Annotated in this window: 27 protein-coding genes; 6 read left to right on the top strand and 21 right to left on the bottom strand. The window is 58.6% G+C overall.

The window, feature by feature from the left end:
- Window positions 1-52 precede the first annotated feature (52 nt).
- The 6 genes from ACWIKB_RS19435 to ACWIKB_RS19410 are packed head-to-tail and all read right to left on the bottom strand — an operon-like array spanning window position 53 to window position 5,689.
- Complete coding sequence (locus ACWIKB_RS19435) at window positions 53-454, bottom strand: type IV pilin protein (protein WP_475268891.1); 402 nt, start codon at window positions 452-454, stop codon at window positions 53-55.
- A gap of 14 nt (window positions 455-468) precedes the next feature.
- Entirely contained in the window at window positions 469-3,579 is a 3,111-nt protein-coding gene (locus ACWIKB_RS19430; protein WP_475268890.1) for a pilus assembly protein, read from the bottom strand.
- Window positions 3,566-4,048, bottom strand: a complete 483-nt coding sequence (locus ACWIKB_RS19425) for a pilus assembly PilX family protein (protein WP_475268889.1) — start codon at window positions 4,046-4,048, stop codon at window positions 3,566-3,568. The genes ACWIKB_RS19430 and ACWIKB_RS19425 overlap by 14 nt, the downstream gene beginning before the upstream one ends.
- 11 nt (window positions 4,049-4,059) lie before the next feature.
- On the bottom strand, window positions 4,060-4,773 hold the full coding sequence (locus ACWIKB_RS19420; protein ID WP_475268888.1) for a PilW family protein: 714 nt from the start codon (window positions 4,771-4,773) through the stop codon (window positions 4,060-4,062).
- The gene (gene pilV / locus ACWIKB_RS19415) at window positions 4,770-5,219 is read right to left on the bottom strand and encodes a type IV pilus modification protein PilV (protein ID WP_475268887.1); all 450 of its coding nucleotides are present in this window, start codon (window positions 5,217-5,219) and stop codon (window positions 4,770-4,772) included. Before pilV ends, ACWIKB_RS19420 begins: the two co-directional genes overlap by 4 nt.
- A complete protein-coding gene (locus ACWIKB_RS19410; protein ID WP_475268886.1) occupies window positions 5,216-5,689 on the bottom strand; it encodes a GspH/FimT family pseudopilin in 474 nt (157 codons plus the stop codon). Before ACWIKB_RS19410 ends, pilV begins: the two co-directional genes overlap by 4 nt.
- 130 nt (window positions 5,690-5,819) lie before the next feature.
- On the opposite strand from ACWIKB_RS19410, the gene ACWIKB_RS19405 reads away from it, so the two are divergent.
- Window positions 5,820-6,377 carry a GspH/FimT family pseudopilin gene (locus ACWIKB_RS19405; RefSeq protein WP_475268885.1) on the top strand — a complete coding sequence of 186 codons (558 nt, stop codon included), beginning with the start codon at window positions 5,820-5,822 and terminating at the stop codon, window positions 6,375-6,377.
- On the opposite strand, the gene ispH is transcribed toward ACWIKB_RS19405, so the two are convergent.
- From ispH to murJ, 6 genes are all read right to left on the bottom strand, one after another.
- Window positions 6,346-7,293 carry a 4-hydroxy-3-methylbut-2-enyl diphosphate reductase gene (ispH, locus tag ACWIKB_RS19400; protein WP_475268884.1) on the bottom strand — a complete coding sequence of 316 codons (948 nt, stop codon included), beginning with the start codon at window positions 7,291-7,293 and terminating at the stop codon, window positions 6,346-6,348. The genes ACWIKB_RS19405 and ispH overlap by 32 nt on opposite strands.
- Window positions 7,294-7,513: 220 nt before the next feature.
- Window positions 7,514-7,951 (bottom strand): FKBP-type peptidyl-prolyl cis-trans isomerase, encoded by a 438-nt coding sequence (gene fkpB / locus ACWIKB_RS19395; protein WP_178117499.1) that lies wholly within the window; start codon window positions 7,949-7,951, stop codon window positions 7,514-7,516.
- Between the two features lie 7 nt (window positions 7,952-7,958).
- Complete coding sequence (gene lspA / locus ACWIKB_RS19390) at window positions 7,959-8,471, bottom strand: signal peptidase II (protein WP_149661026.1); 513 nt, start codon at window positions 8,469-8,471, stop codon at window positions 7,959-7,961.
- Window positions 8,464-11,295 (bottom strand): isoleucine--tRNA ligase, encoded by a 2,832-nt coding sequence (gene ileS, locus ACWIKB_RS19385; RefSeq protein WP_475268883.1) that lies wholly within the window; start codon window positions 11,293-11,295, stop codon window positions 8,464-8,466. Before ileS ends, lspA begins: the two co-directional genes overlap by 8 nt.
- On the bottom strand, window positions 11,296-12,246 hold the full coding sequence (gene ribF, locus ACWIKB_RS19380) for a bifunctional riboflavin kinase/FAD synthetase (RefSeq protein WP_475268882.1): 951 nt from the start codon (window positions 12,244-12,246) through the stop codon (window positions 11,296-11,298).
- Between the two features lie 129 nt (window positions 12,247-12,375).
- Window positions 12,376-13,914: a murein biosynthesis integral membrane protein MurJ gene (murJ, locus tag ACWIKB_RS19375; RefSeq protein WP_475268881.1), complete on the bottom strand. Its 1,539-nt coding sequence runs from the start codon at window positions 13,912-13,914 to the stop codon at window positions 12,376-12,378.
- Window positions 13,915-14,166: 252 nt separating this feature from the next.
- Between murJ and rpsT the strand changes: the two genes are divergently transcribed.
- Window positions 14,167-14,445 carry a 30S ribosomal protein S20 gene (rpsT, locus tag ACWIKB_RS19370; RefSeq protein ID WP_008154937.1) on the top strand — a complete coding sequence of 93 codons (279 nt, stop codon included), beginning with the start codon at window positions 14,167-14,169 and terminating at the stop codon, window positions 14,443-14,445.
- A 187-nt stretch (window positions 14,446-14,632) separates the two neighbouring features.
- Here the strand turns inward: rpsT and ACWIKB_RS19365 are convergent, their stop codons facing one another.
- From ACWIKB_RS19365 to rplU, 5 genes are all read right to left on the bottom strand, one after another.
- Window positions 14,633-15,097, bottom strand: coding sequence for a CreA family protein (locus ACWIKB_RS19365; protein WP_054616667.1), 465 nt, complete (start codon window positions 15,095-15,097; stop codon window positions 14,633-14,635).
- An 11-nt stretch (window positions 15,098-15,108) separates the two neighbouring features.
- Window positions 15,109-16,227, bottom strand: coding sequence for a glutamate 5-kinase (gene proB / locus ACWIKB_RS19360; protein ID WP_475268944.1), 1,119 nt, complete (start codon window positions 16,225-16,227; stop codon window positions 15,109-15,111).
- Window positions 16,228-16,364: 137 nt separating this feature from the next.
- Window positions 16,365-17,588 (bottom strand): Obg family GTPase CgtA, encoded by a 1,224-nt coding sequence (gene cgtA / locus ACWIKB_RS19355; RefSeq protein WP_475268880.1) that lies wholly within the window; start codon window positions 17,586-17,588, stop codon window positions 16,365-16,367.
- Window positions 17,589-17,781: 193 nt separating this feature from the next.
- Window positions 17,782-18,057 carry a 50S ribosomal protein L27 gene (gene rpmA / locus ACWIKB_RS19350; RefSeq protein ID WP_046048788.1) on the bottom strand — a complete coding sequence of 92 codons (276 nt, stop codon included), beginning with the start codon at window positions 18,055-18,057 and terminating at the stop codon, window positions 17,782-17,784.
- A 34-nt stretch (window positions 18,058-18,091) separates the two neighbouring features.
- A complete protein-coding gene (rplU, locus tag ACWIKB_RS19345; protein WP_003176051.1) occupies window positions 18,092-18,406 on the bottom strand; it encodes a 50S ribosomal protein L21 in 315 nt (104 codons plus the stop codon).
- Window positions 18,407-18,646: 240 nt separating this feature from the next.
- Between rplU and ACWIKB_RS19340 the strand changes: the two genes are divergently transcribed.
- The 3 genes from ACWIKB_RS19340 (at window position 18,647) to ACWIKB_RS19330 (ending at window position 20,599) form a co-directional block, all read left to right on the top strand.
- Complete coding sequence (locus tag ACWIKB_RS19340; RefSeq protein ID WP_475268879.1) at window positions 18,647-19,615, top strand: polyprenyl synthetase family protein; 969 nt, start codon at window positions 18,647-18,649, stop codon at window positions 19,613-19,615.
- A 178-nt stretch (window positions 19,616-19,793) separates the two neighbouring features.
- The gene (locus tag ACWIKB_RS19335; protein WP_010467527.1) at window positions 19,794-20,135 is read left to right on the top strand and encodes a zinc ribbon domain-containing protein YjdM; all 342 of its coding nucleotides are present in this window, start codon (window positions 19,794-19,796) and stop codon (window positions 20,133-20,135) included.
- A gap of 206 nt (window positions 20,136-20,341) precedes the next feature.
- Entirely contained in the window at window positions 20,342-20,599 is a 258-nt protein-coding gene (locus ACWIKB_RS19330; RefSeq protein ID WP_475268878.1) for a PA4570 family protein, read from the top strand.
- Between the two features lie 126 nt (window positions 20,600-20,725).
- Here the strand turns inward: ACWIKB_RS19330 and ACWIKB_RS19325 are convergent, their stop codons facing one another.
- From ACWIKB_RS19325 to ACWIKB_RS19315, 3 genes are all read right to left on the bottom strand, one after another.
- A complete protein-coding gene (locus ACWIKB_RS19325; protein ID WP_054051384.1) occupies window positions 20,726-21,343 on the bottom strand; it encodes an FKBP-type peptidyl-prolyl cis-trans isomerase in 618 nt (205 codons plus the stop codon).
- A 123-nt stretch (window positions 21,344-21,466) separates the two neighbouring features.
- Window positions 21,467-21,778: a DUF6482 family protein gene (locus tag ACWIKB_RS19320; RefSeq protein ID WP_475268877.1), complete on the bottom strand. Its 312-nt coding sequence runs from the start codon at window positions 21,776-21,778 to the stop codon at window positions 21,467-21,469.
- 220 nt (window positions 21,779-21,998) lie between these two features.
- Window positions 21,999-22,487 (bottom strand): TIGR00645 family protein, encoded by a 489-nt coding sequence (locus tag ACWIKB_RS19315; RefSeq protein WP_054051388.1) that lies wholly within the window; start codon window positions 22,485-22,487, stop codon window positions 21,999-22,001.
- 160 nt (window positions 22,488-22,647) lie between these two features.
- Between ACWIKB_RS19315 and ACWIKB_RS19310 the strand changes: the two genes are divergently transcribed.
- Window positions 22,648-24,477: a hypothetical protein gene (locus ACWIKB_RS19310; protein ID WP_475268876.1), complete on the top strand. Its 1,830-nt coding sequence runs from the start codon at window positions 22,648-22,650 to the stop codon at window positions 24,475-24,477.
- Here the strand turns inward: ACWIKB_RS19310 and ACWIKB_RS19305 are convergent.
- Window positions 24,471-24,812 (bottom strand): PA4575 family protein, encoded by a 342-nt coding sequence (locus tag ACWIKB_RS19305; protein ID WP_054051392.1) that lies wholly within the window; start codon window positions 24,810-24,812, stop codon window positions 24,471-24,473. The two genes, ACWIKB_RS19310 and ACWIKB_RS19305, sit on opposite strands and share 7 nt — an antisense overlap.
- Between the last annotated feature and the right edge of the window lie 267 nt (window positions 24,813-25,079).

The following is a 25,079-nucleotide window of genomic DNA, read 5'->3' as shown; positions in this document are numbered from 1 at the left end:
TGATCCAACCGTTCAATAGACAGAGGGCGCAAAAAGCGCCCGAAAAAGTAACTCAGCGGCCCCAGCAATCCTTGGTGACCAGCCCGGCCGTGGCGTTGACCATGCCTCGGACACCGGTGTTGGTGATGGTGAAGTCCCCACACTTGTCAGTAGCCATGGATGTGCCCGCCTTGCGCACTGCCGTCACCACAAAGGTCTGATCAGTGATGGTCGGCGTAATGGTGTAGTAATCGTTGCCAGTGCTAAGGCCCGTGATGCCGGTATAAAGGTTATTTTTCGAATAGAACCGCTCAAGAATCTGCGCCTGCTCGGAAAGCAGCCCGGCAACTTCGGCGCGACGGCCTTTTTTCACGTATTCGGTGAGGCTCGGGTAGCCAATGGTGATGACGATACCGATGATCGCAATCACGATCATGATTTCGATCAGGGTAAAACCTCGGTTGGATCTGCGCATGCCTCAACTCTCACTTACTGTATTTGTCGCCACATGATGCGACGGCTGCCGCCACCGCCGGGTTTCTCCACCAGGGAGGTGATGCCCCCGCTAGAGTCGTTCACAATCTTGCGGGCTGCATTGTTGATGATCGCGTTCAAGGTCGGAATCCCCCCGGTGAAAATCACCCCGCTGGAGATCGAATCCGAACTGTCGACCACTGCGTCGCCATTGGTATCAAGCACCGCGTAATTGAGCATCTTACCGCTGAATGCATCCAGCTCGACCAGTTTGCCGGTACCGAAACTGGCACAGGGGTCGGTGGTATCGACGCTGGCGGTGGTGAACACGACCCGGCCGGCTGTCAGGCTGGCCTGATTGATCACCCGCTCACCGATCAGCACGCTGTTGTACACCAGCGGCAGGTACCAGCCCTTCTCTGCCGGGTACGTCGTTTCATTCTGGCTCGTGGTGATGAATTGCCCGCCAGCGCTGCCGGCGACCAATCCGGTCACTGCCTGGGCCTGCAAACTCGAGACGGTAAGCTGGCCAGACCCGCCATCGGCATCCCACACCGAATAAAATGCCTGAAGATCCTTGTTGGTCTTGTCCGCCGTCTCATTGAATTTCCCGGTGCCGAAAAACACTTGTTTGCCGCCCAGGGAATTGTCCGCCAGCAGCGGTTGCACGGTAATTGGCTGAGTGGCGCCACCCGGGGTCGTGAACAGCGGCTTGCCGGAAAACGCTACGCCCCAAGTGTCAGTCGTGGCGCCGCTCAGGTCGAACTTCCACAGACGCCCTTTCAGGTCGCCACCATAAGCGGCTTGCACCACGTTCTGCGAATTGACCCTGAGCTTGACCGAAGACAAACCATTGGTGGTTTCCGTGCTGTCGACGACGATTTTCTTGATCAGCGAACCGTCGCGCACATCCACCACATACAACGCAGCTACACCCGAATTACTCCCGTAGCCGTTGGAGATGAAGGCCGCCCAACGCCCATCGGCCAAGCGTGCCACTTCGGGGCGGGCGTAGGCATAACCCAGATCATTGAAAACGTTCGCCGTGTTGGCCGTGGTCGGTGCGCTGATCTCCCATAGCGCCTTGAAGACGTTACCCGCCGACGCGTCGAACAATTGCACCGCATAGAACGTCTTGCCGCCCGCCCCTACTCCGCCCAGGGCCAGGGTTTTCCAGGCACTGCTGAGTTGCATGTCGAACACGCCGACCTGGCCGTCCACCAAAAACTTGTGGCTCACGCCGTTGATGTAGGTGGGATCGGCGATGTAGCGCAACGATGGCAGTACGCTGGACGGCATGTAGGCATAACGTCGGGTGCCATTGGCGGCGTTGATGACGCTGAGAAAGCCGTCGTTGGCGTTGACCACCAGGCTGGCGCTCATGTTGGCCGCTTTGGTCGCCAGATAGGTGGTGTAGGTGGAGTCGCCCACGAGGTCCGAAGCGGTCTGATCCGTGGGAGAAGCCAGTGCGAGGGGCGAATTGATGATGTCACCCAGTAAAACCGTGCGCACTTTCAGGCCAGTCTTGTTGGTGCCCTTGCTCCACTCCACCAGATCATTACCGACAATCCCGGTCGGCAGGCTCAGGCCGAGTGACGTTTGCTGGGCCGGGGAAAAATTGCCGTAGGCCAGGGTAATCGCGGCGTTGGTCAGGGTATTCCAGGACTGGTAGGTCGGCGCCGTGGCGCCGGGCACGATGGCCGTATCGGTACTCCATAGCACCGACGCCGTGTTCACCGAGCCGCTGGCCGTGAAGCCGTAGGCCTTGATCGTCCCGCGCCAGTCCTTGGGGTCATAAGTGGTCTGGAAGTAACTTGAGCCGCTGCTCAGGGTGCTGCTGCTGGTGACACCGCTACCGCCCGAACCAGCCTTGGAGGTGATGTTGCTCAGGGCGGAAGACAGTGCAGTGTTCAGGCCGGCGGCGTCGTTTGCCTGGTAATACAGGCCTTGGCCGTAAGCGGCCGCATCCGACAACATCTGGTTGGCCGAGGTGAAGCCCACGGTGTAGGTGTTCATGCTCTGCTTGGGGAAATCCGCTGCGGTCCAGCTTTTACCCGCCAGGTCCGTGCCGGTCGAACGCATGTCGATGTCGAAGGCGAATTTGGCGATGTCGTCCAGATACAGGGTGTCGCCCTCATCGTCGCCATTGATGTTATTACCGTCGTTGTTGATTCCGTCCCAGTTGGGCAAACGGCTGCCACCCAATGGATCGTTGGACGGGAACGTTCGATCGTATGTCGGCAGGCCGTCGGTGATGACCACGCCGTAGTTCTTCTGGCAACGGTACTGGATCGGGCTTGTGTAGGTTGTCGGTGTCGAGTTGTAGTACGGCGCCATGCCGCGAAAGTAACGGGTGATTTCGTAGTAGGTTTCGGCCAGTGGCGTGTTAGCGATGGCGCTGAGCCCGTTGATTGCGCTGATCAGGGCGTTGTAGTTGGTATCGGCCTGGGCTTGGGTGACGCTACCGCTGACGGCTGCCAGATCGCTGATGGAGCGCGCGATAAAACCGCCATTGGCGGAGTTGTTGCTGGTAGGCGGATTGAAGGTCGCCAAGCCAATACGCAGGCCCCGATTACTGGTCACCAGCGCTGTGGAAACGTTACGCGCTACGTTGACTCGATAGTCGTTGGGAATCGCGCCAGTGGTGAAGTCACGAGTGCCGCCGTTAATTGCCAGGCTTACTACGTAGGAAAGGTAGTCATCGGTGTAACGGGTGTTGCCATTGCCGACCGGGTCGGGAAGCTTGAGACACAACGGGGTCAGGCTGTTGTTGTAGAACGCGTAGGCGCCGCCGGAACAACCGGAGGTCGGCAGGCTGGACAGGAAGATCGAATCACCGACGATGTCGGACGAACTCAAACACAAGCTGATAAAGGCGTTGCATTGCCTGGCCGGGGTTCGACTGACCGTCGGATCGAATCCCGCCGCATAAATGATGGTGTTCATGCTCCCCGAATCGTCAATCAGCAGCATCACGTTCGGCGGCACGGCGGCAGCGCTCAACAGCGGTGAGTCCGATGGCGTAAAGGCATAGGCCGGCGCCGCCAGATACAGGCTCAGCAATGCGCCGAAAAGCACCTGCATCCAGGCTCGGCGCCAGCCACCACGAGCATCAATACTTGGCATAGATGCTCTCCACTACACTGCGAACATTGTTGCCCACGATTCCCACCGCCGTGATCCGATACAGCGTCGCCGAGGTATTGCTCGGCACATTCACGGCGGTCAGCGTGGTGCCGATGTTCTGCACCCCATAAAAGCCGCCGCCAGCGGCGATCCAGGTGACCCCTGACGTGGAGTTGAGCCCGGCACCGGTCACCGTTGACGATTCAGTTGGCGGCGCGCATTGAGCCGTCGTACCGCAAACCGCCAGCGTATAGGTCGCCAACTGCACGGCGCTTTCACCAATGCGCAAATTTGCCTCGGCCAGTTGAAAGGACTGATTGCGCAAGGTCACGCTGCCGGCCATTTTTTCCTGGAGGGTCGCGTTCTGCATCGACGAAATACCGATCAGCGTCAGCAGCAACAGAAACACCAGACTGATCAACAAGGCCATGCCCTGTTGGCTTTTTGGCGTGTTTGTCGGGGTTCTCATCCGGCGCACCCCTACTGAAGCCGGTTGCGCAAAGCGGCAACCACGTTGAAGGTTTGATTGCGCACGCGATTGTTCGGGTCGGTCAGTGTCAGGGTCAGGCGCACACTGCGTATCAGCGCGGGGTTGGCCGGATTGGTGCTGTAACTGGAAGCCGCCACATCACTGGTACTCGTGGCGACACCGAAAGACACGTTGAATGCACTGACGTTATTGACCAGCACCGCTTGGGTAGGTGTGCCGCTGCCGACGCCCATCAACAACTGGTTGTTACTAAAGCTGTAGATCAGCCGCCGGATCGGGAACGCCATTTGCCCGGAGGCCGGCGCCCGCAGGCCAGTGTAAGCAGTGGCGCTGTTTCGGCAATCGGAGAGCACGGTCCAGGTGGGCGTACCGCCGCCGCTGCCCACGTCGGCCGTGACCAGGGTGAGCTTGAGATTGGCATTGTCCCAACTGATCGGCGCGATCTGACTGGCGTTGAAGTCGCCGGTAGAACTGGCGTCAGTCACCGTCCCCAGGCAACCAAACATGCCAACCATACGGATTTCCTGAATCATCTTGCTCAACACGAACCGCGCATCCTCCTGCATCCCGGCGGCGGTGTTCTGGCTGACATAAGTGTTCTTGGCCGAGATGAAGATCTGCGCCACGCCCAGCACCACCACCAGGCTCAACACCAGGGCAACCATCAATTCGATCAGGCCGAAACCTCGGCTGGAATGCTTCATGGTGTCGTCACCGGGTCGGCGGTGGCACGACTGGTCAGGACGAAACTGCGGCGCGAGTTGGTGGCGTTGGCGGCTCGTGAGTCATCCCAGGTGATGGTGATGGTGTACACCCGCAGGTTCAACGTCACGCTGCCGGTGGCGCTGGCACCGCCAAAGTTGACGATATTGGTGGTGAAATCGTAGAGGTCCTGATCCCGGGTGACGCTCGGGTTGCCCGAGGTTGGAGGCGTGACGGTGTAGTCGGCGCCGGAGTTGGCGCGGATGCGGTCCATCATGTCGTAGGCGATAAAACTCGCCTGGCTGGTCATTCGCGAACTGTCAGTGTACTTGAGCGCATTCAGCTGAATCGCCGCCGCCCCCAGCAGCCCCACGGTCAGAATCACCAACGCGACCAATACCTCGATCAGCGTCATGCCCTCCTGTGCACGCTTGCTCCATTGCCTCATCCGCAACTTCCACCCAATAGAATCCGTCCGTTCAGACACACATTCAGCGTTCTGCTTTGCGCCCCTAATACATAAGTGATCACCACCGCCGTAGACGGTGCCGACAAACCGCCAAGATTGTTGAAATCGATGGCGGTTACTCCTGAGGTTAGCGTTAGAGTCGCACCGCTGCTCATCGCTGGAACAACCCGCAATACATTGGCCGGGGTGCCCGTACTGTCGTAGACCGTCAGTTCTCCGGTCCAGACGCTGCCACCCGCGGTCGGGCGCAGACGCGTGGTGACGCCGCGGTCGATGGCTTCCAGCCGTGCGTAATTGAGTCCGCGCTGCAAGTCGCCAATCTCGGTATCGGCTCGGGTGCCTTGCACCGAACGGGTAAACATCGGGACAGCCATCGTGATCAAGATCAGAAAAACCGCGAGCGTGATCAGCACCTCGACCAGCGTGAAACCTTTTGTACGATGATCCATCGGTGCCCTCCGTTGCCGTCGGCTATACCTGCTTCTACACGCTAGAACATTCGACCGGCAGATGTACGGTTGTTTTGGCATTACTCGCGCAAGGATTGCGCGAACCGCTGCACTCCACGGAGGGAAAACCATGCATCAGCAAGGCTTCAGCCTGATCGAACTGCTTATGGGACTGGCAATTGCCGGGATTGTTCTGCTGTTGGTCAGTCCGGCGTTTGCCGCGCTCGCCGAATCGAACCATCGGGAGGTGGCGGCGCAGTCGCTGATCAGCGGTATACGTAATGCCAGGACCGCAGCCCTCACGCATAACCAGAGCGCGGTGATCCACGGTATCAATGGCGATTGGAGTCAGGGTTGGCGAATTATTCTGGATATCAGTGGCAAGGGGGCTGAAGACAGTACTAACCCGCTCCTGGTCGAGCGCGCGAGTGACGCTCGGGTGCCGATTGTCGGCAATTGGAGTGTCAGCAGTTTTGTTCGCTTCAGCCCTTTAGGCGAACCGTTGATGCCCGGTCGGGCCTTTCAGGCGGGGACATTGCACCTCTGCGCAGCCCGCGAACCGGTCAGCCACATGCAAGTGGTACTGGCCGCGACGGGGCGCGTGCGCCTGAACAACCAAAAAGTTGAACAGGCGCTGTGTGCGCAAGAGAAAAGGCTTAAAGCAAAGAACGCACGCGCAACTCTTTAGGCATGGAGAAGGTAATGTTCTCCTCGCGACCGGCCAGTTCATCGGCACCGGTAGCGCCCCAGGCCTGTAATTGCTGGATCACGCCACGCACCAGCACTTCAGGTGCGGAGGCGCCAGCGGTGATGCCAATGCGCTCGACACCATCGAACCAGCTCTTTTGCAGGTCTTCGGCGCCGTCGATCAGGTAAGCCGGGGTGGCCATGCGCTCGGCCAGTTCACGCAGGCGATTGGAGTTGGAGCTGTTTGGGCTGCCCACCACCAATACCACGTCGCACTCGTCGGCCAGTTGCTTGACCGCGTCTTGACGGTTTTGCGTGGCGTAGCAAATGTCGTCCTTGCGCGGACCACCAATGGCCGGGAAACGTGCACGCAGGGCATCAATGACGCGGCTGGTGTCGTCCATGGATAAGGTGGTCTGGGTTACGAACGCCAGTTTCTCAGGATTCTGCACATGCAGCGTGGCGACGTCTTTTTCGTCTTCGACCAGGTAAATCGCGCCACCATTGCTGCCATCGTACTGGCCCATGGTGCCTTCGACTTCCGGGTGACCGGCATGGCCGATCAGGATGCATTCACGACCGTCGCGGCTGTAGCGCGCCACTTCGATGTGCACTTTGGTCACCAGCGGGCAGGTGGCATCGAATACTTTCAGGCCACGGCCGGCGGCTTCGGTACGTACGGCCTGGGAAACGCCGTGGGCACTGAAGATCACGATAACGTCGTCCGGCACCTGATCCAGTTCCTCAACGAAGATTGCCCCACGGGAACGCAGGTCTTCGACGACGAATTTGTTGTGGACCACTTCGTGGCGCACATAGATCGGCGGCCCGAAGACTTCCAGGGCGCGGTTGACGATTTCGATCGCCCGGTCCACGCCGGCGCAGAAGCCACGGGGGTTGGCGAGTTTGATTTGCATTCTGTGCCTCGTGTCTTGCGCGCAAGAAATAGCGAAAACAGTGAAAAACTTTAATGTGGGAGCGGGCTTGTTGTGGCGAGGGGGCTCGCCCCCGTTCGATTGCGCAGCAATCGTAAACCATTCACCGCAGACTCATTCAGAATCGCGGAGGCCGGTTTTGGGGGTGCTTCGCGCCCCAACGGGAGCAAGCCCCCTCGCCACACAAGCCCGCTCCCACAAGTTACAGCGATTTGACGTCGATGATTTCTACATCAAAGGTCAATGTCTTGCCAGCCAGCGGATGGTTGAAGTCGATGGTGACCTGGTCATCATCGAACTCTTTCACAATACCGGGCAACTCAGTATTGGCCGCATCGTTGAAGATCACCAGCAAACCCGGCGACAGGTCCATGTCCTTGAACTGCGAACGCGGGATGATCTGCACGTTTTGCGGGTTCGGCTGGCCAAAAGCGTTTTCCGGCGCAATCGTCAGCGTGCGCTTGTCGCCCGCCTTGAAGCCGAACAGTGCCGCTTCGAAACCTGGCAACAGGTTACCGTCACCAACCTTGAAGGTCGCCGGGGCTTTATCGAAGGTGCTGTCGACTGTGTCGCCGTTCTCCAGGCGCAGTGCAAAGTGCAAGGTGACTTCCGTGTTCTGGCGGATGCGTTGCTCAGCCAATACCTGTTCAGTCATGAACGGTTTCTCCGGTTTTCTTACTTTTGAACATATCCAGCGCGAGCATCACGGCCCCGACGCTGATGGCGCTGTCGGCAAAGTTGAACGCCGGGAAATACCAGCGGTTCTGCCAATGCACCAGAATGAAATCGATCACATGGCCCAGGGCAATGCGGTCGTACAGATTGCCTAGCGCACCGCCCAGCACCAACGCCAGAGCAATGGCCAGCCAGGTTTCGTTGCGCCCAAGGCGCTTGAGCCAGACCACCAGCACCGCACTGACCACGACCGCGATCAGGGCAAACAGCCAACGCTGCCAGCCAGAACTGTCGGCCAGGAAGCTGAACGCCGCGCCGGTGTTGTAGGCCAGGGTCCAGCTGAACAAATCGGGGATCACCACGATTTGCTGGTACATCTCGAGCTTGCCTTCGAAGTAGAACTTGCTGGCCTGGTCAATGACCAGGACCAGCACGCTCAACCAAAGCCAGCTCAGCCGTCCGAAACGGCCAGCCGCGTTAGGCATAGTGACGAACCTCGCCCGCGCCGCTGATGTTGTCGACGCAACGACCGCAGATTTCCGGATGCTCCGGGTTCACGCCGACGTCTTCACGGCAGTGCCAGCAACGGGCGCACTTGGCGAAGGCCGACTTGACGATTTTCAGCTTCAAGCCGCTGACCTCGGTGACCACGGCATCGGCCGGCGCTTGCACGAACGGCGCAACGCTGGCGGTCGAGGTGATCAGTACGAAGCGCAATTCGTTGCTCAGCTTGGCCAGGTCGGCGCTCAGCGCCTCTTCGGCGAACAGCGTCACTTCGGCTTGCAGGTTGCCACCGACGGCCTTGGCCGCGCGCTGGATTTCCATTTCCTTGTTGACCGCAACCTTCACCGCCATGATCCGCTCCCAGTAGGCGCGGCCCAGTTCGACATTTTCCGGCAATTCGGTCAGGCCTTCGTACCAGGTGTTGAGCATCACCGATTCGTTGCGCTCGCCCGGCAGGTATTCCCACAGTTCGTCAGCGGTGAACGCCAGGATCGGCGCGATCCAGCGCACCAGCGCTTCACTGATGTGGTACAGCGCGGTTTGCGCCGAACGGCGGGCCTTGCTGTTGGCGCCAGTGGTGTACTGGCGGTCCTTGATGATGTCGAGGTAGAAACCGCCCAGCTCCTGCACGCAGAAGTTGTGGATCTTGGAGTAGACGTTCCAGAAGCGGTATTCGCCGTAGTGCTCTTGCAACTCGCGTTGCAGCAGCAGCGTGCGGTCCACGGCCCAACGGTCCAGCGCCAGCATTTCTTCTGCAGGCAGGATGTCGGTGGCCGGGTTGAAACCGGTCAGGTTGGAGAGCAGGAAACGCGCGGTGTTACGAATACGCCGGTAGGCGTCCGCACTGCGTTGCAGGATCTGCTCGGAAACGGCCATTTCACCCGAGTAATCGGTGGAAGCGACCCACAGACGCATGATGTCGGCGCCCAGGGTGTCATTGACCTTTTGCGGCGCGATCACGTTGCCCAACGACTTGGACATCTTGCGGCCCGACTCATCGACGGTGAAGCCGTGAGTCAGCAATTCGCGGTACGGCGCGTGGTTGTCGATGGCGCAACCGGTCAGCAGCGACGAGTGGAACCAGCCACGGTGTTGATCCGAGCCTTCCAGGTACAGGTCGGCGCGTGGGCCGGTCTCGTGGCCCATCGGGTGCGAACCGCGCAGGACGTGCCAGTGCGTGGTGCCCGAATCGAACCAGACGTCGAGGGTATCACTGATCTTGTCGTACAGCGGCGCTTCGTCACCGAGCAGTTCGGCGGCGTCCATCTTGAACCAGGCTTCGATGCCTTCGACTTCGACGCGCTTGGCAACTTCTTCCATCAGCTCGGCGGTGCGTGGGTGCAGCTCGCCGCTTTCCTTGTTCAGGAAGAACGGGATCGGCACGCCCCAGTTGCGCTGACGGGAGATGCACCAGTCTGGACGGTTGGCGATCATTGAGTGCAGGCGCGCCTGGCCCCAGGCCGGGACGAACTTGGTTTCTTCGATGGCTTTGATCGCCCGCTTGCGCAGGGTTTCGCCGGTGACAGGCTCTTTGTCCATGCCGATGAACCACTGCGCGGTGGCGCGGTAGATCAGCGGAGTCTTGTGACGCCAGCAGTGCATGTAGCTGTGTTCGATGACGGTGGTGTGCAGCAGCGCACCGACTTCGGTCAACTTGTCGACGATGGCCGGGTTGGCTTTCCAGATGAACTGGCCACCAAAGAACTCCAGCGACGGCACGTACACGCCGTTACTTTGAACCGGGTTGAGGATGTCATCGTTGACCATGCCGTAGGCTTTGCAGGTCACGAAGTCGTCCACGCCGTAAGCCGGTGCGGAGTGAACCACGCCGGTGCCAGCGCCCAGTTCCACGTACTCGGCCAGGTAAACCGGCGACAAGCGATCATAGAACGGGTGGCGGAAGTTGATCAGTTCCAGCTCTTTGCCGGTGGTGGTCGCGATGACCGAACCTTCCAGGCTGTAACGGGCCAGGCACGACTCGACCAGCTCTTCAGCCAACACCAGCAGTTTGTCGCCGACGTCGACTAGGGCGTAGTTGAATTCCGGGTGAACGTTCAGCGCCTGGTTGGCCGGGATGGTCCACGGGGTGGTGGTCCAGATCACGATCGAAGCAGGCTTGGCCAGCGACGCCAGACCGAAAGCGGCAGCCAGTTTGGCTTCGTCGGCAATCGGGAAGGCCACGTCGATGGTCGAGGACTTCTTGTTTTCGTACTCGACTTCCGCTTCAGCCAGGGCCGAACCGCAGTCAAAGCACCAGTTCACAGGCTTGAGGCCCTTGAACACGAAACCGCCCTTGACGATTTCGGCCAAGGCGCGGATTTCACCGGCCTCGTTTTTGAAGTCCATGGTCTTGTACGGGTTGGCGAAGTCGCCCAACACGCCCAGACGGATGAATTCGGATTTCTGACCTTCGATCTGCTCAGTGGCATAGGCACGGCACAGTTCGCGGGTCTTGTCCGCGCCCAGGTTCTTGCCGTGGGTCACTTCGACTTTGTGCTCGATCGGCAGGCCATGGCAGTCCCAGCCCGGAACATAAGGCGCGTCGAAACCCGACAGGGTCTTCGAGCGGATGATCATGTCCTTGAGAATCTTGTTCAGTGCGTGACCGATGTGGATCGTGCCGTTGGCGTACGGAGGGCCGTCGTGCAGGACGAACTTCGGACGATCCTTGCCAATCTCGCGCAACTTACCGTACAGGCCAATACTGTCCCAGCGCTGCAGAATCTGCGGTTCGCGCTGTGGCAGGCCGGCCTTCATTGGGAAGGCGGTGTCCGGAAGGTTTAGCGTGGCTTTATAGTCGGTCATTTAAGGCTCTTCATTAGCGATTGGCGCTAGGTGCGACAGGGCACGGGCGGCGGCGACATCCGCATTGATCGCCGTCTTAAGCGCCTCCAGAGAGGCGAAACGCTGCTCTTCACGCAGCTTGTGGTGGAAAACCACCGTCAAACGCCGGTCATACAGATCGCCGGCAAAATCTAAAAGATGTACTTCCAGGTGGGCCTTGCCATCACCTTGGACCGTTGGCCGCACGCCAATATTGGCGACGCCTGGCCAGGTCTTGCCGTCGATGTCGACGTTGACCAGGTAAACCCCGGACAACGGCACACGACGACGTTTGAGCTGGATATTAGCGGTCGGCGTACCGAGCTGGCGCGCCAGCTTCTGGCCATGCAGCACCCGCCCGGTAATCTGGAACGGACGACCGAGCAAGCGTTCGGCCAGGGCAAAATCAGCGGCGGCCAAGGCATTACGCACCTGGGTGCTGCTGACGCGAATACCGTCCAGCTCGACGGTTTGCGCCGCCTCGACGGTAAAGCCCTGCAGAACGCCGGCTTGTTGCAGGAAATCGAAATCCCCGACCCGGTCGCAACCGAAACGGAAGTCGTCACCGACCTCCAGATGCTGCACGCCCAAGCCGCCCACCAGAATCGTATCGACGAATTCGGCGGCGCTGAGCTTGCTCAGACGCTGGTTGAACGCCAGGCACAGGACCCGGTCAACGCCTTCGTCGGCCAGCAGCTGCAGTTTATCCCGCAGCCGGGCCAGACGCGCTGGCGCGGTGTCGGGGGCAAAGAATTCCCGCGGCTGTGGCTCGAAAATCACCACGCAGCTGGGCACGCCCAACTCGAGCGCACGCTCACGCAGCCTGACCAGGATAGCCTGGTGACCACGGTGAACACCGTCAAAGTTGCCAATAGTGGCGACACAGCCCCGATGCTGGGGGCGCAGATTGTGGAGGCCTCGAACCAGCTGCATAACGCGCTTCTTGCTCATAAAGTGGTCGATTATAACCACACCCGGCGGCCGACGACAGGCAACACCGTAACCCAAAGTAATCGAGCCGACAAAACCGCCGGCCCGCCCGTGTTTATCGAGGCAAACGCCTCAGCTCAACGCCTTGCGATTGAAGTCGCGCAAACGGAAGCCCATCAACAGCAACATGCCGAAATAAGCGACCATACCAGCCACCACCAACGCGCCCAGACGCAGGAATCGCTCCAGCATATGCCCTTGATCCCAAGCCGGCATGAAATGCATCCCCGCCAGCAACACCGCCGACATCACCAACACGGCAATCACCAGCTTAAGCCCGAACTTCGCCCAGCCCGGTTGCGGCTGGTACATCTGCTGTTTGCGCAGTTGATAGAACAGCAAGCTGGCGTTGATGCAGGCACCGATACTGATGGCCAGCGCCAGACCGGCGTGGGCCAGCGGGCCGATCAGCACCAGGTTGAACAGCTGCGTGACGATCAGCGTGAAAATCGCGATTTTCACCGGGGTGCGGATGTTTTGTTGCGCATAAAAGCCCGGCGCCAGCACTTTGATCACGATAATCCCGAGTAAACCGACGGAATAGGCAATCAGCGCGCGCTGGGTCATCGACGCATCAAACGCGCTGAACTGGCCGTACTGAAACAGCGAAACTGTCAGCGGCTCAGCCAGAATCCCCAGCGCCAGCGAGCACGGCAACACCAGCACGAAGCACAGGCGCAGGCCCCAATCGAGGATTCGTGAATATTCCTGGCGATCCTTGCTGGCGTAGGTCTTGGCCAGGGTCGGCAGCAAAATCGTGCCCAGTGCCACGCCCAGCACACCCGACGGCAATTCCATCAAGCGGTCGGCGTAATACATCCAGGACACGGAGCCGGCCACCAGAAATGAAGCGAAAATCGTGTTGATGATCAGGGAAATCTGGCTCACCGAAACACCCAGGATCGCTGGCAGCATCTGCTTCATCACCCGCCAGACGCCCGTGTCGCGCAGATTAAGGCGCGGCAACACCAGCATGCCGATCTTTTTCAGGTGCGGAAGTTGATAAAGCAACTGCGCCAGGCCACCGACCAGCACCGCCCAGCCGAGAGCCATGACCGGCGGATTGAAATACGGCGTCAGGAACAGCGAAAAGATAATCATGCTGACGTTGAGCAGTGTCGGCACGAAGGCCGGCACCGAGAAACGGTTGTAGGTATTGAGGATCGCCCCGGCCAATGAAGACAGGGAGATCAGCAATATATAAGGAAATGTCACCCGCAACAGGCTGGACGTCAGCTCGAACTTTTCCGGTGTATCGGTGAAACCCGGTGCCGTGGCCCAAATCACCCAGGGCGCAGCGATCATCCCCAGCGCCGTGACCAATGCCAACACCAATGTCAGCAGGCCCGAGACGTAAGCAATGAACGTTCGCGTCGCCTCCTCGCCCTTCTGACTTTTATATTCGGCAAGAATCGGCACGAAGGCCTGGGAAAACGCCCCCTCGGCGAAGATCCGCCGCAACAGATTGGGCAGTTTGAAGGCGATAAAGAAGGCGTCAGTCGCCATCCCCGCACCAAATGTACGTGCGATAAGCGTGTCACGAACGAACCCCAGAACCCGGGAAAGCATCGTGATAGAGCTGACGGCGGCCAACGATTTGAGCAGATTCATTGAAAGAGTTTGTGCCTGTCGATAAACAGCAGGCGAACAAAGCGCCTACTTATGCGATACTCCGCGCTGCAGCAGCACAGAGCCAAAGCTCGCGAGTTTACAGGTCAAGCGCCGGAAATAAATATCCCGCCTCTTTATACCTACCACTTAGCGGAACGTCTCAACCGCCCTTGACAAGACATCAACTCATCGGCATGATTCGCGGCCTATTTTGTTTGCTATTTCCTAAAAAGTCTTTCGAGGAGCTCGACGGTGGCCAACACACCTTCCGCCAAAAAACGTGCAAAACAGGCTGAGAAGCGTCGCAGCCACAACGCCAGCCTGCGTTCCATGGTTCGTACCTACATCAAGAATGTAGTTAAGGCCATCGACGCAAAAGACGCTGAAAAAGCTCAAGCTGCTTACGTTCTGGCCGTGCCAGTTATCGACCGTATGGCCGATAAAGGCATCATCCACAAGAACAAGGCTGCTCGCCATAAGAGCCGCCTGAACGGTCACGTCAAGGCTCTGAACCTTGCTGTTGCCGCTTAAGCAATAAGCTTGTTGAAAAACCGACCCTAGGGTCGGTTTTTTATTGCCTGCGATTTAGCGAATTCAGCGCAAAAAAAATGTGGGAGCGAGCCTGCTCGCGAAGAGGGCGTGTCAGTCACCATTAATACTGGCTGATACACCGCTTTCGCGAGCAGGCTCGCTCCCACAAATTTGGATCTTTATTAACTTATTGAGCGTGCGGCCACGGCAGAATCGGAATTGCCGTCACCGCATTCTGCGGGCTGCCCTCGATCAGGCGATCGCTGTAGACCAGGTACACCAGCGTGTTGCGCTTCTTGTCGAGAAACCGCACCACCTGCATAGTCTTGAACACCAGCGACGTGCGCTCCTTGAACACCTCGTCACCATCCTTCAGCTCACCCTTGAAGTTGATTGGCCCTACCTGACGACACGCCAGAGATGCCTCAGCACGATCCTCGGCCAGACCCAAGCCGCCCTTCACGCCGCCTGTCTTGGCACGCGACAGGTAGCAGGTCACACCTTCGACCTTCGGATCATCGAAAGCTTCGACCACAATGCGGTCGTTCGGCCCGACGAATTTGAACACCGTCGACACCTGGCCAATTTCTTCTGCCGACGCCAACAACGGCATCGCCAACAACAAGCCCAATAATCCCTTTGCTACGCGCATTCAGTTTTCCTTCAGACCAGGATCAGGTTATCGCGATGAACCAGTTCCGGCTCCGCCATATAACCCAACAGACCGACAATCGCCTCAGACGACTGACCGATGATTTTTTGTGCTTCAAGGGCGCTGTAGTTAGCCAGGCCACGGGCAATTTCTCGACCGTCCGGCGCCACACACACCACCATCTCACCACGACGGAAACTACCCTGAACCAGCTTGACGCCAACCGGCAGCAAACTTTTGTTGCCTTTGGACAACGCCGTCACAGCCCCGGCATCCAATACAAGCGTGCCACGGGTTTGCAGATGCCCGGCCAGCCACTGCTTGCGCGCTGCCAGCAGGCCGCGCTCAGGCGACAGCAAGGTGCCGATGCGCTCGCCCGCCTTGAGGCGATCCAGCACGCGATCAATGCGCCCACCGACGATGATGGTGTGCGCACCCGAACGCGCCGCCAGCCGCGCCGCACGCAATTTGGTCTGCATCCCGCCACGACCCAGCGCACCACCAGTGCCACCAGCTACTGCATCCAGCGCCGGATCATCGGCACGCGCTTCATAAATCAGCTTGGCGTTCGGGTTGTTGCGCGGATCAGCGTCGAACATGCCGTCGCGATCAGTCAGGATCACCAGCAAGTCCGCCTCGACCAGATTGGCCACCAGCGCCGCCAGCGTATCGTTGTCGCCGAAACGGATTTCGTCAGTGACCACAGTGTCGTTCTCGTTGATCACCGGGATCACCTTGAGCTCGACCAGCGCACGCAAGGTGCTGCGGGCGTTCAGGTAGCGCTTGCGGTCAGACAGGTCGTCATGGGTCAGGAGAATCTGCGCGGTATGCCGGCCATGCTCGGCAAAGCTCGACTCCCAAGCCTGCACCAGGCCCATCTGACCGATAGCGGCAGCCGCCTGCAACTCGTGCATCGCACTGGGTCGTACGGTCCAGCCCAGACGGCTCATGCCGGCCGCCACTGCCCCGGAGGACACCAGCACCAACTCAACGCCCGCCTCATGCAAGGCCACCATCTGTTCAACCCAGACACCCATTGCCGCGCGATCCAGGCCCTTGCCGTCCGCCGTCAGCAAAGCGCTGCCGATCTTCACGACCCAACGCTGCGCACCTGTCACCTTGCTCCGCATCATCTTCAACCTTAGCTTGAGGACAGCGCGACCTGGCACTGCCCATAACGTTAATCGTGGCTATTTGTTACCAACAATCGATTTCCAGATACTAAAACGCCGCTCGATTGAGCGGCGCTTAAGTTTATCGCAACGAATCAGTCACGCACGTAAATGATTTCCGGACCGTCTTCGTCATCCACATCTTCTTCGTCCCAATCATCGTCGCCGATGTCATGGACCGACTTCACGCCGCTACGGCGCAGAGCACGCTGGTCATCCAGAGCCTGCAACTGAGCACGGGCTTCGTCTTCGATGCGCTGATCGAGTTCGGCCAGTTCTTCCTTGTAGGCCGGGTCGTTCGCCAGGCGGTCAGCACGATCTTCCATGTAACGCATGATGTCGTGGCAAAGACGCTCGGTACCAAGCTTGGAGATGGCCGAGATCACGTAGACCGGACCGGTCCACTCAAGGCGATCAACGATCTCCTTGACGCGCTCTTCGTGCTCTTCTTCAAGGATCTGGTCGCACTTGTTCAGCACCAACCAACGATCACGCTCAGCCAGGGACGGGCTGAACTTGGTCAACTCGCTGACGATTACTTCAGCGGCATCCGGTGCGCTGGCGTCATCGAGCGGCGCCATGTCCACGAGGTGCAGCAGCAGACGAGTACGCGACAAGTGCTTGAGGAAGCGAATCCCCAGGCCCGCGCCATCGGAAGCGCCTTCGATCAGACCCGGAATGTCCGCAACCACGAAGCTTTTCCAGCGATCGACGGAAACCACACCCAGGTTCGGCACCAGCGTGGTGAACGGATAGTCAGCAACTTTCGGCTTGGCGGCCGAGACCGAACGGATAAAGGTACTTTTACCGGCGTTCGGCAAGCCCAGCAGGCCGACGTCAGCCAATACCTTCATTTCCAGCTTCAGATCACGCGCCTCACCCGGCTTACCCGGAGTGGTCTGGCGTGGAGCACGGTTGGTACTGGATTTGAAACGAGTGTTACCCAGACCGTGCCAGCCGCCATGAGCCACCAGCAGACGCTGGCCGGCTTTGGTCAGGTCGCCGATGACTTCCTGGGTCGCGGAGTCGATAACGGTAGTGCCGACTGGTACGCGCAGCACCAGCTCTTCACCTTTCTTACCGGTGCAGTCGGTGCTGCCGCCGTTGGAACCGCGCTCGGCATCGAAGTGCCGGGTGTAACGGTAGTCCACCAGGGTGTTGAGGTTTTCGTCGGCGACCATGTAGACCGAGCCGCCATCACCGCCATCACCGCCGTTCGGGCCACCATTTTCAATGAATTTTTCGCGACGGAAGCTCATGCAACCGTTGCCGCCGTCACCGGCCTTTACTCGAATCGATACTTCATCAACAAACTTCATAACAAAACGCCTCTCGTCATACGGACGAGCCGAAAAAAACTAGACATAAGACTCTTGCAAAAATGAGCGCAGCGACCTCAAGCAACTACCGCAATCCCGCTGCTATCACCCATCACAAACAGCTTTGCAAGAGACTCACCCCACAAACGAAAAAGCCCCGTCGCGAGACAGGGCTTTTCCAGCAACTACGTAATTATGCCGCGACGACTGCAGTCTTCGGAACAATGCTTACGTAACGGCGATTGAAAGCGCCTTTTACTTCGAACTTGATCACGCCGTCGATTTTAGCGAACAGAGTGTGATCTTTGCCCATGCCAACGCCGTAGCCAGCGTGGAATTGGGTGCCGCGCTGACGCACGATGATGTTGCCCGGAATGATAACCTGGCCGCCATACATCTTCACGCCAAGGCGTTTGGCTTCTGAGTCGCGACCGTTACGGGTACTACCACCAGCTTTTTTGTGTGCCATGAGTCAATTCTCCTAGTGAGGAATTAGGCTGAAATTAAGCCTGAATACCGGTGATTTTGATCTCGGTGTACCACTGGCGGTGGCCCATACGCTTCATGTGGTGCTTACGACGACGGAACTTGATGATGCGGACTTTATCGTGACGACCTTGGGAGATCACTTCAGCCACAACGGTAGCGCCTGCAACAACTGGAGCGCCGATGTTCACGTCATCGCCATTGGCGACCAACAGAACGCGATCAAAAGTCACGGATTCGCCAGTAGCGATTTCCAGTTTTTCGATCTTCAGGTATTCACCTGGGGCGACCTTGTATTGCTTGCCACCAGTAACAATTACTGCGTACGACATGGTATTTCTCCGATAATCCTGCTCACCCAGCTCTTTATAAGAAGAGGTATTGGCTGGCATGGCTGCATAGGGCTGGAAGGCCTGATTGCAATTGCGTAAGGCAGGTGCTGCCCAGGAAGTTCAGGGTGCGCGATTGTACGCAAGCTGACTTGGCGATGCAAGAGGCCGTCCATCGTACCTTGACACCTGCGGACGTGGGTCCTAGCATGCCGCGCAACCCTTCTGGAGCAACTGTCGCTGATGCAACCCCAAGCTTTCTACCGCGCGGTGGCGGACGATTTTAACGCCGTCGACGGCATCATCAAGAAGCAGCTGACTTCCCGAGTGCCGCTGGTATCGAAAATCGGCGACTACATTACCTCGGCCGGCGGTAAACGCCTGCGTCCTCTATTAGTGTTGCTGTGTGGCAAGGCCCTGGGTCGCGAAGGCGATGACTTGCGCTTGCTGGCCGCCACGATCGAGTTCCTGCACACCGCTACCCTGCTGCATGACGACGTGGTCGACATGTCCGGGATGCGCCGTGGCCGCTCGACCGCCAACGCGATGTGGGGCAACGCCCCGAGCGTGCTGGTGGGCGACTTCCTGTATTCGCGCTCCTTCGAAATGATGGTCGAACTGGGCTCCATGCCAGTGATGAAGATCCTTTCGCAAGCCACGCGAATCATTGCCGAAGGCGAAGTGCTGCAGCTGTCGAAGATCCGTGACGCCAGCACCACCGAAGAAACCTACATGGAAGTCATCCGCGGCAAAACCGCGATGCTCTTCGAAGCCTCCACCCACAGCGCAGCCGCCCTGTGCGAAGCCACTTCGGAACAAAGCGAAGCGCTGCGCACCTTCGGCGATCACTTGGGCGTAGCGTTCCAACTGGTCGACGACCTGCTGGACTACAAAGGCGACGCGGAAACCCTGGGCAAGAACGTCGGTGACGATCTGGCCGAAGGCAAGCCGACCCTGCCGCTGATCTACACCATGCGCGAAGGCACCCCGGAACAGGCCGCACTGGTACGCCAGGCGATCCAGAAAGGTGGCATCGAAGACCTGGAAAGCATCCGTGAGGCCGTTGAAGCGTCCGGATCGCTGGAGTACACCGCGCAACTGGCCCGTGATTACGTGGCCCGCGCGATCAAGTGCCTCGACGCCCTGCCGGCCAGCGAATATCGCGATGCGCTGGTTGAGTTGAGTGAATTTGCGGTCGCCCGCACGCACTAAACACCCCCTTGTAGGAGCGAAGCTTGCTCGCGAATGCGGTCTATCAGTCGACATTGATGTTGGCTAACAGATCGCCTTCGCGGGCAAGCCTCGCTCCTACAAAATCACGTACCCCCCTCCTCCGTATAAACCCTATATAATGTGCGACTTTTAGCGATCCTCAAACCAAGGAGCCTTAGTGAGCACGTTGCCACCCTGCCCGAAATGCAATTCCGAATACACCTACGAAGATGGCGCACAGCTGATCTGCCCGGAGTGCGCCCACGAGTGGTCCGCCAGCGGCGAAGCTGAAGCGGCGTCCGATGACACCGTGAAAAAGGATTCGGTGGGCAACGTCCTGCAGGACGGCGATACCATCACCGTGATCAAGGACCTCAAGGTCAAGGGCACGTCGCTGGTGGTCAAGGTCGGCACCAAGGTCAAGAACATCCGCCTGTGCGATGGCGATCACGATATCGACTGCAAGATCGACGGCATCGGCCCGATGAAGCTCAAATCCGAGTTCGTCAGAAAAGTCTGAACCTGCTGTCTTCCATCCCGCGCCCCGCGTGGGATGGTGCTTCACCCTCCCCCGCCTCAACCAGCAATCCCTCGCAGTAGCCAAACGCCAGCCGTTTTGACCTTACGCAACCTTTACCCTGAAAAAAACACAAACCGCCAATAGGTCCTTGCTATTTGATGAATAAGAATTATTCTCATTGAAACCAATCAATGGAGATGAGACCCATGACTTATTTGATCGATGCCTGGCTGGACCGCCCACACCCTTACCTCAGGATCCTGCATCGGGAAACCGGGGAAGTCTGTGCGGTGCTTGAAGAAGAAGCCTTGAACGAGCTCCAGGATCAGGGTGACCTGGACGTCAGTGGCTTGAGTTCCAGCGAGCCGGTGGTGCTCAAGGAACTGGTGCGCAATCTGTTTCTGTTCTGCTATGCCCGGGCGTTGCGCCCGACCAGCGAACTGAACCATAAGATCGAACTATGAGAAGCACTACAAAACCTTGTAGGAGCGAAGCTTGCTCGCGAATGCGACCTATCAGTCAACATCAATGCGACTGACACACCGCCTTCGCGGGCAAGCCTCGCTCCTACAGGTTTACAGCGTCAGGTCTTACAGAACGTCGAGCAGCTCGACGTCGAACACCAGTACGCTGTGCGGCGGAATGCTGCCAACGCCTTGAGCGCCGTAAGCCAGTTCGCTCGGCACGTACAGACGCCATTTGCTGCCGGCATTCATCAGTTGCAGGGCTTCGGTCCAGCCAGCGATCACGCCGCCAACCGGGAATTCTGCAGGCTGGCCGCGCTCGTAGGAGCTGTCGAACACAGTGCCGTCGATCAGAGTGCCGTGGTAGTGAGTACGCACTTGATCTTCACGGGTCGGCTTGGCGCCTTCACCTTGAGTCAGTACTTCGAATTGCAGGCCGGAAGCCAGGGTGGTGATGCCGTCACGCTTGGCGTTTTCAGCCAGGAAGGCCAGGCCTTCGCCAGCAGCGGCTTCAGCTTTGGCAGCCGCTTCGGCTTGCATGATCTCGCGGATCACCTTGAAGCTGGCGGACATTTCTTCCTGACCCACACGGCTTGGCTTGCCGGCGAACGCGTCGGTCAGGCCAGCCAGGATGGCGTCCAGGTTAACGCCCGGTGGCGGGTTGTCGCGCAGTTGGTCGCCCAACTGACGGCCGATACCGTAGCTGACGCGGGTTTCGTCGGTGGACAGATTTACTTCGGACATGACACTGCTCCGCTGTGCGGACGGCTCTGGAACTTGCCGTGCGAACACAGCGCATCCCGGAGCGCCCGGAACCAAAAGGGCGAGCAGACTAGCACAGATGCCGTGGCGTTGATCAGGGGGGCGTCAGTTCTGCCAGGTTGACCGGAAGGCAATCGGCACCTTCAGGGTTTCCTCGACAGTAGCGCCGAGCCCGCACATTTCGTCATGAACCGAAGTGTGCACGAGGTTGAATTGCAGCTTGGGAAACGCATGCAGCACTTCGCGGGCGTGCTCGACCGAACGCAGGTGGAACATCTGGCCGTGGGTATCGCTCAACGGATACGCCGCACCATGCATCCGCGCTTCCAGCAGGTAGATCCCGCCTTCCAGCGAAATCAGGTTCAGCTCATCGACCTTCCCGGCGATGGCATACGCATTCAGCTCTTGCAGGTTCATGAGCGCACCTCTGACAGTAGCGAATCAAGACCCTTACAGGCATATGCCTCGACGCGTCAAAGTACAAGCCATAAACCACACCGCCCGTCTGTTTCACAAACTGTAGGAGCGAGGCTTGCCCGCGAAGGCGGCGTTACAGTCGAAACTAATGTCGTCTGACACGGCCTCTTCGCGGGCAAGTCGAATCGTCGCACCGCTCGCTCCTACAGGAAGCGTGCAATCAGTGCTTGGTCAGCTTATCCAGATAACCCATCGCAAACGCCGAGATCACGAAGGTCATGTGAATGATCACGTACCACTTCAGATGCTCGGGATCGACGTTCTTGGCGTCCATGAAAATGCGCAACAGGTGGATCGACGAAATCGCCACGATCGAGGCTGCCACTTTCATCTTCAGCGAAGACGAATCCATGGTTCCCAGCCAATGGAGCTTCTCTTTGTTCTCATCGATGTCCAGTTCAGACACGAAGTTCTCGTAACCGGAGATCATCACCATCACCAGCAGGCCGCCCACCAGCGCCATGTCGATCAGCGACAGCAGCACCAGAATCAGGTCCGATTCGGCCATCGAGAAGACGTTGGGAATGACATGAAAGACTTCCTGGAAAAACTTCAACGCCAGCGCCAGCAAACCCAGGGACAAACCGAAATAGATCGGCGCCAGCAGCCAGCGGGAGGCGTACATTGCATTTTCGATAAAGCGTTCCATTGAATCTCACACAAGGGCTGGTAAATGGCCGCGAGTATACCAGCCGCTTGTAACACCCAGAAACCGTCCGGAAATCCGCAACCTGCGCGTGTGTGACAAAGTTTTTCTGCTAGTGTCCAAACCATTGACAGGTTAGCGACACCGGACAGGAAGACAGGAAATGGATGTGCGATTACCTTTAACCAGTGCCGGACTTTGCCTCGCGTTGCTGCTCAGCGGTTGCTCCCCCAGCGATGAGAAACGCCAGGTCAGCCTCGAAGAAAAGACCGCGCAGTTCGAGAAGTCCCTGGATGCCATTGCGGACCCGAAGCTCAAAGATGCCGTCGCCGAGTTGGGCGGTTCGCTGCTGTTGCTCGAACGGGCGCAGCTCAAGCTCGACAGCAAACCGCTGCAAACCGAGTACAGCGAAGATGCACTGGCCGTGCTCAAGCACTACCCCACGCCTCAAGCCCTGGTGGACACCTACATCAGCGGTCTGTTTGTGCTGCACAAGGATTCCAGCTCCGATTACCTGACCGATCTGCAACCGATCTTCCCTTTCAACTTCAGCATTCCCGCGGCCTTTCTCTTCCCCCATGGCCTGGAATGGCAATCGGTGACCCTGAGCAACAAGCACGTCATCCCCTTCCAGCCGGAATGGTCGGAAACCGATCCAGGCATTCAGTTGAGCCCTTCAAGCTCGAACCTCAGCAACCCTGATGACCTGACGGTGACCTACCCCTTCATCGAAGGCCTGGACGTGGACAACAAGAACCAGCCACAACCGGTAAGCCTGCAAGGCAAGGTTGAGGTCATCGCGCCGCGCCGGCTCTACAGCTTTGACCTGACGAAAAAGGATATCGGGCAAACGCGCACCAACGACAACCTCAGCGTCACCCTGCTGAGCCTTTCGAACAATTACGCCGAAGTCGAATTCAGCAACAGCTTGCCGCTGGCCCCGGAAGTCGCCGAGACGCCGCTCAACCCGCTGATCGTGCAGGCCAAGGACAGCACCGGGCAGTTTCTCTCGCGCTCGGGCTCGATCAACGAAACTGCCGCGCAAATTGCCTTCTACCAAAAGCAACTGGCGCAGATGCAGCAGCAGAAAGCCTGGAGCGAGGCGTTCGAAAAGCAACTGGATGAAGGCCAACGCGCCTTTGAGAAGCAACAGACCCGGCATTACACCAAGGTGTATTTCAACGGCCCGATCGAGACGCTCGAAGTCAGCGTGCTGGACTTCTCCACCGCCACCGTGACGCGCAAGGACCTGGACCTGCCGGTGCGTCGCTTTGATCACGACACCACCGAGAAAACCATCCAGCCGCTGAGCCTGCCAGTGGTGGTTTACGACGATCAGGCCTCGACCTGGCTCAAAGGCGCGACACTGGGCGAGGAACAGCTGAAAAAGAGCATCAACATCACGCAGTCGGTCGATGACCCCAGTGCGGCCCGCATCGAGTTCGATCATCCCCGCAGCTTCAACGACGAGTTGCTCGGCACATCTTTCAGTCCCGGCGACAGCCCGGTGACGTTCTTTACCGCGGACGATAATGGCAAGCGCGATGAGCCAATCGAACTGCCGCCCGAGGCTTATCAAATCGATCCGTTGCGCGGCGTCATCACTTACGATTTGAATTTGTTTCCGGAAACGCCGGCCTTCGCGGTGGGCTCGATGCCACTGTTCCTGGCCACGATCGAACAGAAAACCCTCGACGCGCACCAACTGCCCAAGGGCCTGGAGCTCAGAGGCAATGCGCTGGTGGTCGATCTGAAGCTGTTCCCCGCGCAGGATTGGCGCTTTTTCGCCAAGGACGACAGCGGCAACTACCTGAAGGAGATTCTTTCGGTCACGCATGACGCAAGCGCAGAAGGTCCCGCGCTAGTGGGCGTGCATTATTTCTACGGCCAGCCGACGCGACTGGAAACCTACCAACGAACCGACCTCGCCACCGTGCAATATGGATTTGAGGTCAAACTCGATAAAACCGAGATGCCCAGCGCTGATCAGTGATCAGGGCGAAACTCGAAGCCACCCAGGCTTCGACTACGTCCACCGTTGATTTCCCGCAGTTGGGCTTGCAAGTGCAGGCTCCAGATTTGCGGATCATCGGCTAACTCGTAGCCATGCAGGGTGAGGCTTTCAACAATCGTGTCGAGGATGGATTCGGCCACGAACGGGCCATGGAACGGGCCTTGAGCTTTGATGGCTGAAGGTTGTTCACCGGCCATTCCGGCGGCGAAGAGTAAGGTCCACATGCCCGTATCTCCCGCCAATGGGCGGATGGCGCACTCGATACGGGTCACAAGACCCAGGCATTGACGGGTGAGGCAGAGGTTGCGCGACATGGCGGCGACCCTCGGTAGATCCGGTATTCAGCCTCCATCGGAAGGCTGTTTCGATCCAGTGATTACTGTCCTTATCCTTGAGCTGAGAATAGAAGAAAAGTTCGCTTCGCAAGCAAAGCGAAACCAGAAGGCGCCGAGCGGTCATTGTGTGAATATTGACGCCAGACTGATGGCACTGATCGTTCCCACGCAGAGCGTGGGAACGATCAAAAAACCCTGTAGGAGCGAGGCTTGCCCGCGAAGGCGGTGTATCAGCCAACATTAATG

The sequence above is a fragment of the Pseudomonas sp. 5Vm1k genome, from assembly GCF_056161485.1.
This window is presented reverse-complemented; position numbering and strand designations above follow the sequence as displayed.

Excerpts from the sequence above, each read along its gene's own strand:
- ACWIKB_RS19315 (WP_054051388.1), bottom strand. The coding sequence starts at position 22,487 with ATGGAACGCTTTATCGAAAATGCAATGTACGCCTCCCGCTGGCTGCTG.
- lspA (WP_149661026.1), bottom strand. The coding sequence starts at position 8,471 with ATGCCTAACGCGGCTGGCCGTTTCGGACGGCTGAGCTGGCTTTGGTTG.
- ribF (WP_475268882.1), bottom strand. The coding sequence starts at position 12,246 with ATGCAGCTGGTTCGAGGCCTCCACAATCTGCGCCCCCAGCATCGGGGC.
- ispH (WP_475268884.1), bottom strand. The coding sequence starts at position 7,293 with ATGCAAATCAAACTCGCCAACCCCCGTGGCTTCTGCGCCGGCGTGGAC.
- ACWIKB_RS19405 (WP_475268885.1), top strand. The coding sequence starts at position 5,820 with ATGCATCAGCAAGGCTTCAGCCTGATCGAACTGCTTATGGGACTGGCA.
- pilV (WP_475268887.1), bottom strand. The coding sequence starts at position 5,219 with ATGAGGCAATGGAGCAAGCGTGCACAGGAGGGCATGACGCTGATCGAG.
- ACWIKB_RS19410 (WP_475268886.1), bottom strand. The coding sequence starts at position 5,689 with ATGGATCATCGTACAAAAGGTTTCACGCTGGTCGAGGTGCTGATCACG.
- ACWIKB_RS19340 (WP_475268879.1), top strand. The coding sequence starts at position 18,647 with ATGCAACCCCAAGCTTTCTACCGCGCGGTGGCGGACGATTTTAACGCC.
- ACWIKB_RS19365 (WP_054616667.1), bottom strand. The coding sequence starts at position 15,097 with ATGCGCGTAGCAAAGGGATTATTGGGCTTGTTGTTGGCGATGCCGTTG.
- murJ (WP_475268881.1), bottom strand. The coding sequence starts at position 13,914 with ATGAATCTGCTCAAATCGTTGGCCGCCGTCAGCTCTATCACGATGCTT.
- rplU (WP_003176051.1), bottom strand. The coding sequence starts at position 18,406 with ATGTCGTACGCAGTAATTGTTACTGGTGGCAAGCAATACAAGGTCGCC.
- ACWIKB_RS19310 (WP_475268876.1), top strand. The coding sequence starts at position 22,648 with ATGGATGTGCGATTACCTTTAACCAGTGCCGGACTTTGCCTCGCGTTG.
- ACWIKB_RS19430 (WP_475268890.1), bottom strand. The coding sequence starts at position 3,579 with ATGCCAAGTATTGATGCTCGTGGTGGCTGGCGCCGAGCCTGGATGCAG.
- ACWIKB_RS19425 (WP_475268889.1), bottom strand. The coding sequence starts at position 4,048 with ATGAGAACCCCGACAAACACGCCAAAAAGCCAACAGGGCATGGCCTTG.
- ACWIKB_RS19420 (WP_475268888.1), bottom strand. The coding sequence starts at position 4,773 with ATGAAGCATTCCAGCCGAGGTTTCGGCCTGATCGAATTGATGGTTGCC.
- ileS (WP_475268883.1), bottom strand. The coding sequence starts at position 11,295 with ATGACCGACTATAAAGCCACGCTAAACCTTCCGGACACCGCCTTCCCA.
- ACWIKB_RS19320 (WP_475268877.1), bottom strand. The coding sequence starts at position 21,778 with ATGAACCTGCAAGAGCTGAATGCGTATGCCATCGCCGGGAAGGTCGAT.
- ACWIKB_RS19305 (WP_054051392.1), bottom strand. The coding sequence starts at position 24,812 with ATGTCGCGCAACCTCTGCCTCACCCGTCAATGCCTGGGTCTTGTGACC.
- proB (WP_475268944.1), bottom strand. The coding sequence starts at position 16,227 with ATGCGGAGCAAGGTGACAGGTGCGCAGCGTTGGGTCGTGAAGATCGGC.
- rpmA (WP_046048788.1), bottom strand. The coding sequence starts at position 18,057 with ATGGCACACAAAAAAGCTGGTGGTAGTACCCGTAACGGTCGCGACTCA.
- ACWIKB_RS19330 (WP_475268878.1), top strand. The coding sequence starts at position 20,342 with ATGACTTATTTGATCGATGCCTGGCTGGACCGCCCACACCCTTACCTC.
- ACWIKB_RS19325 (WP_054051384.1), bottom strand. The coding sequence starts at position 21,343 with ATGTCCGAAGTAAATCTGTCCACCGACGAAACCCGCGTCAGCTACGGT.
- ACWIKB_RS19435 (WP_475268891.1), bottom strand. The coding sequence starts at position 454 with ATGCGCAGATCCAACCGAGGTTTTACCCTGATCGAAATCATGATCGTG.
- cgtA (WP_475268880.1), bottom strand. The coding sequence starts at position 17,588 with ATGAAGTTTGTTGATGAAGTATCGATTCGAGTAAAGGCCGGTGACGGC.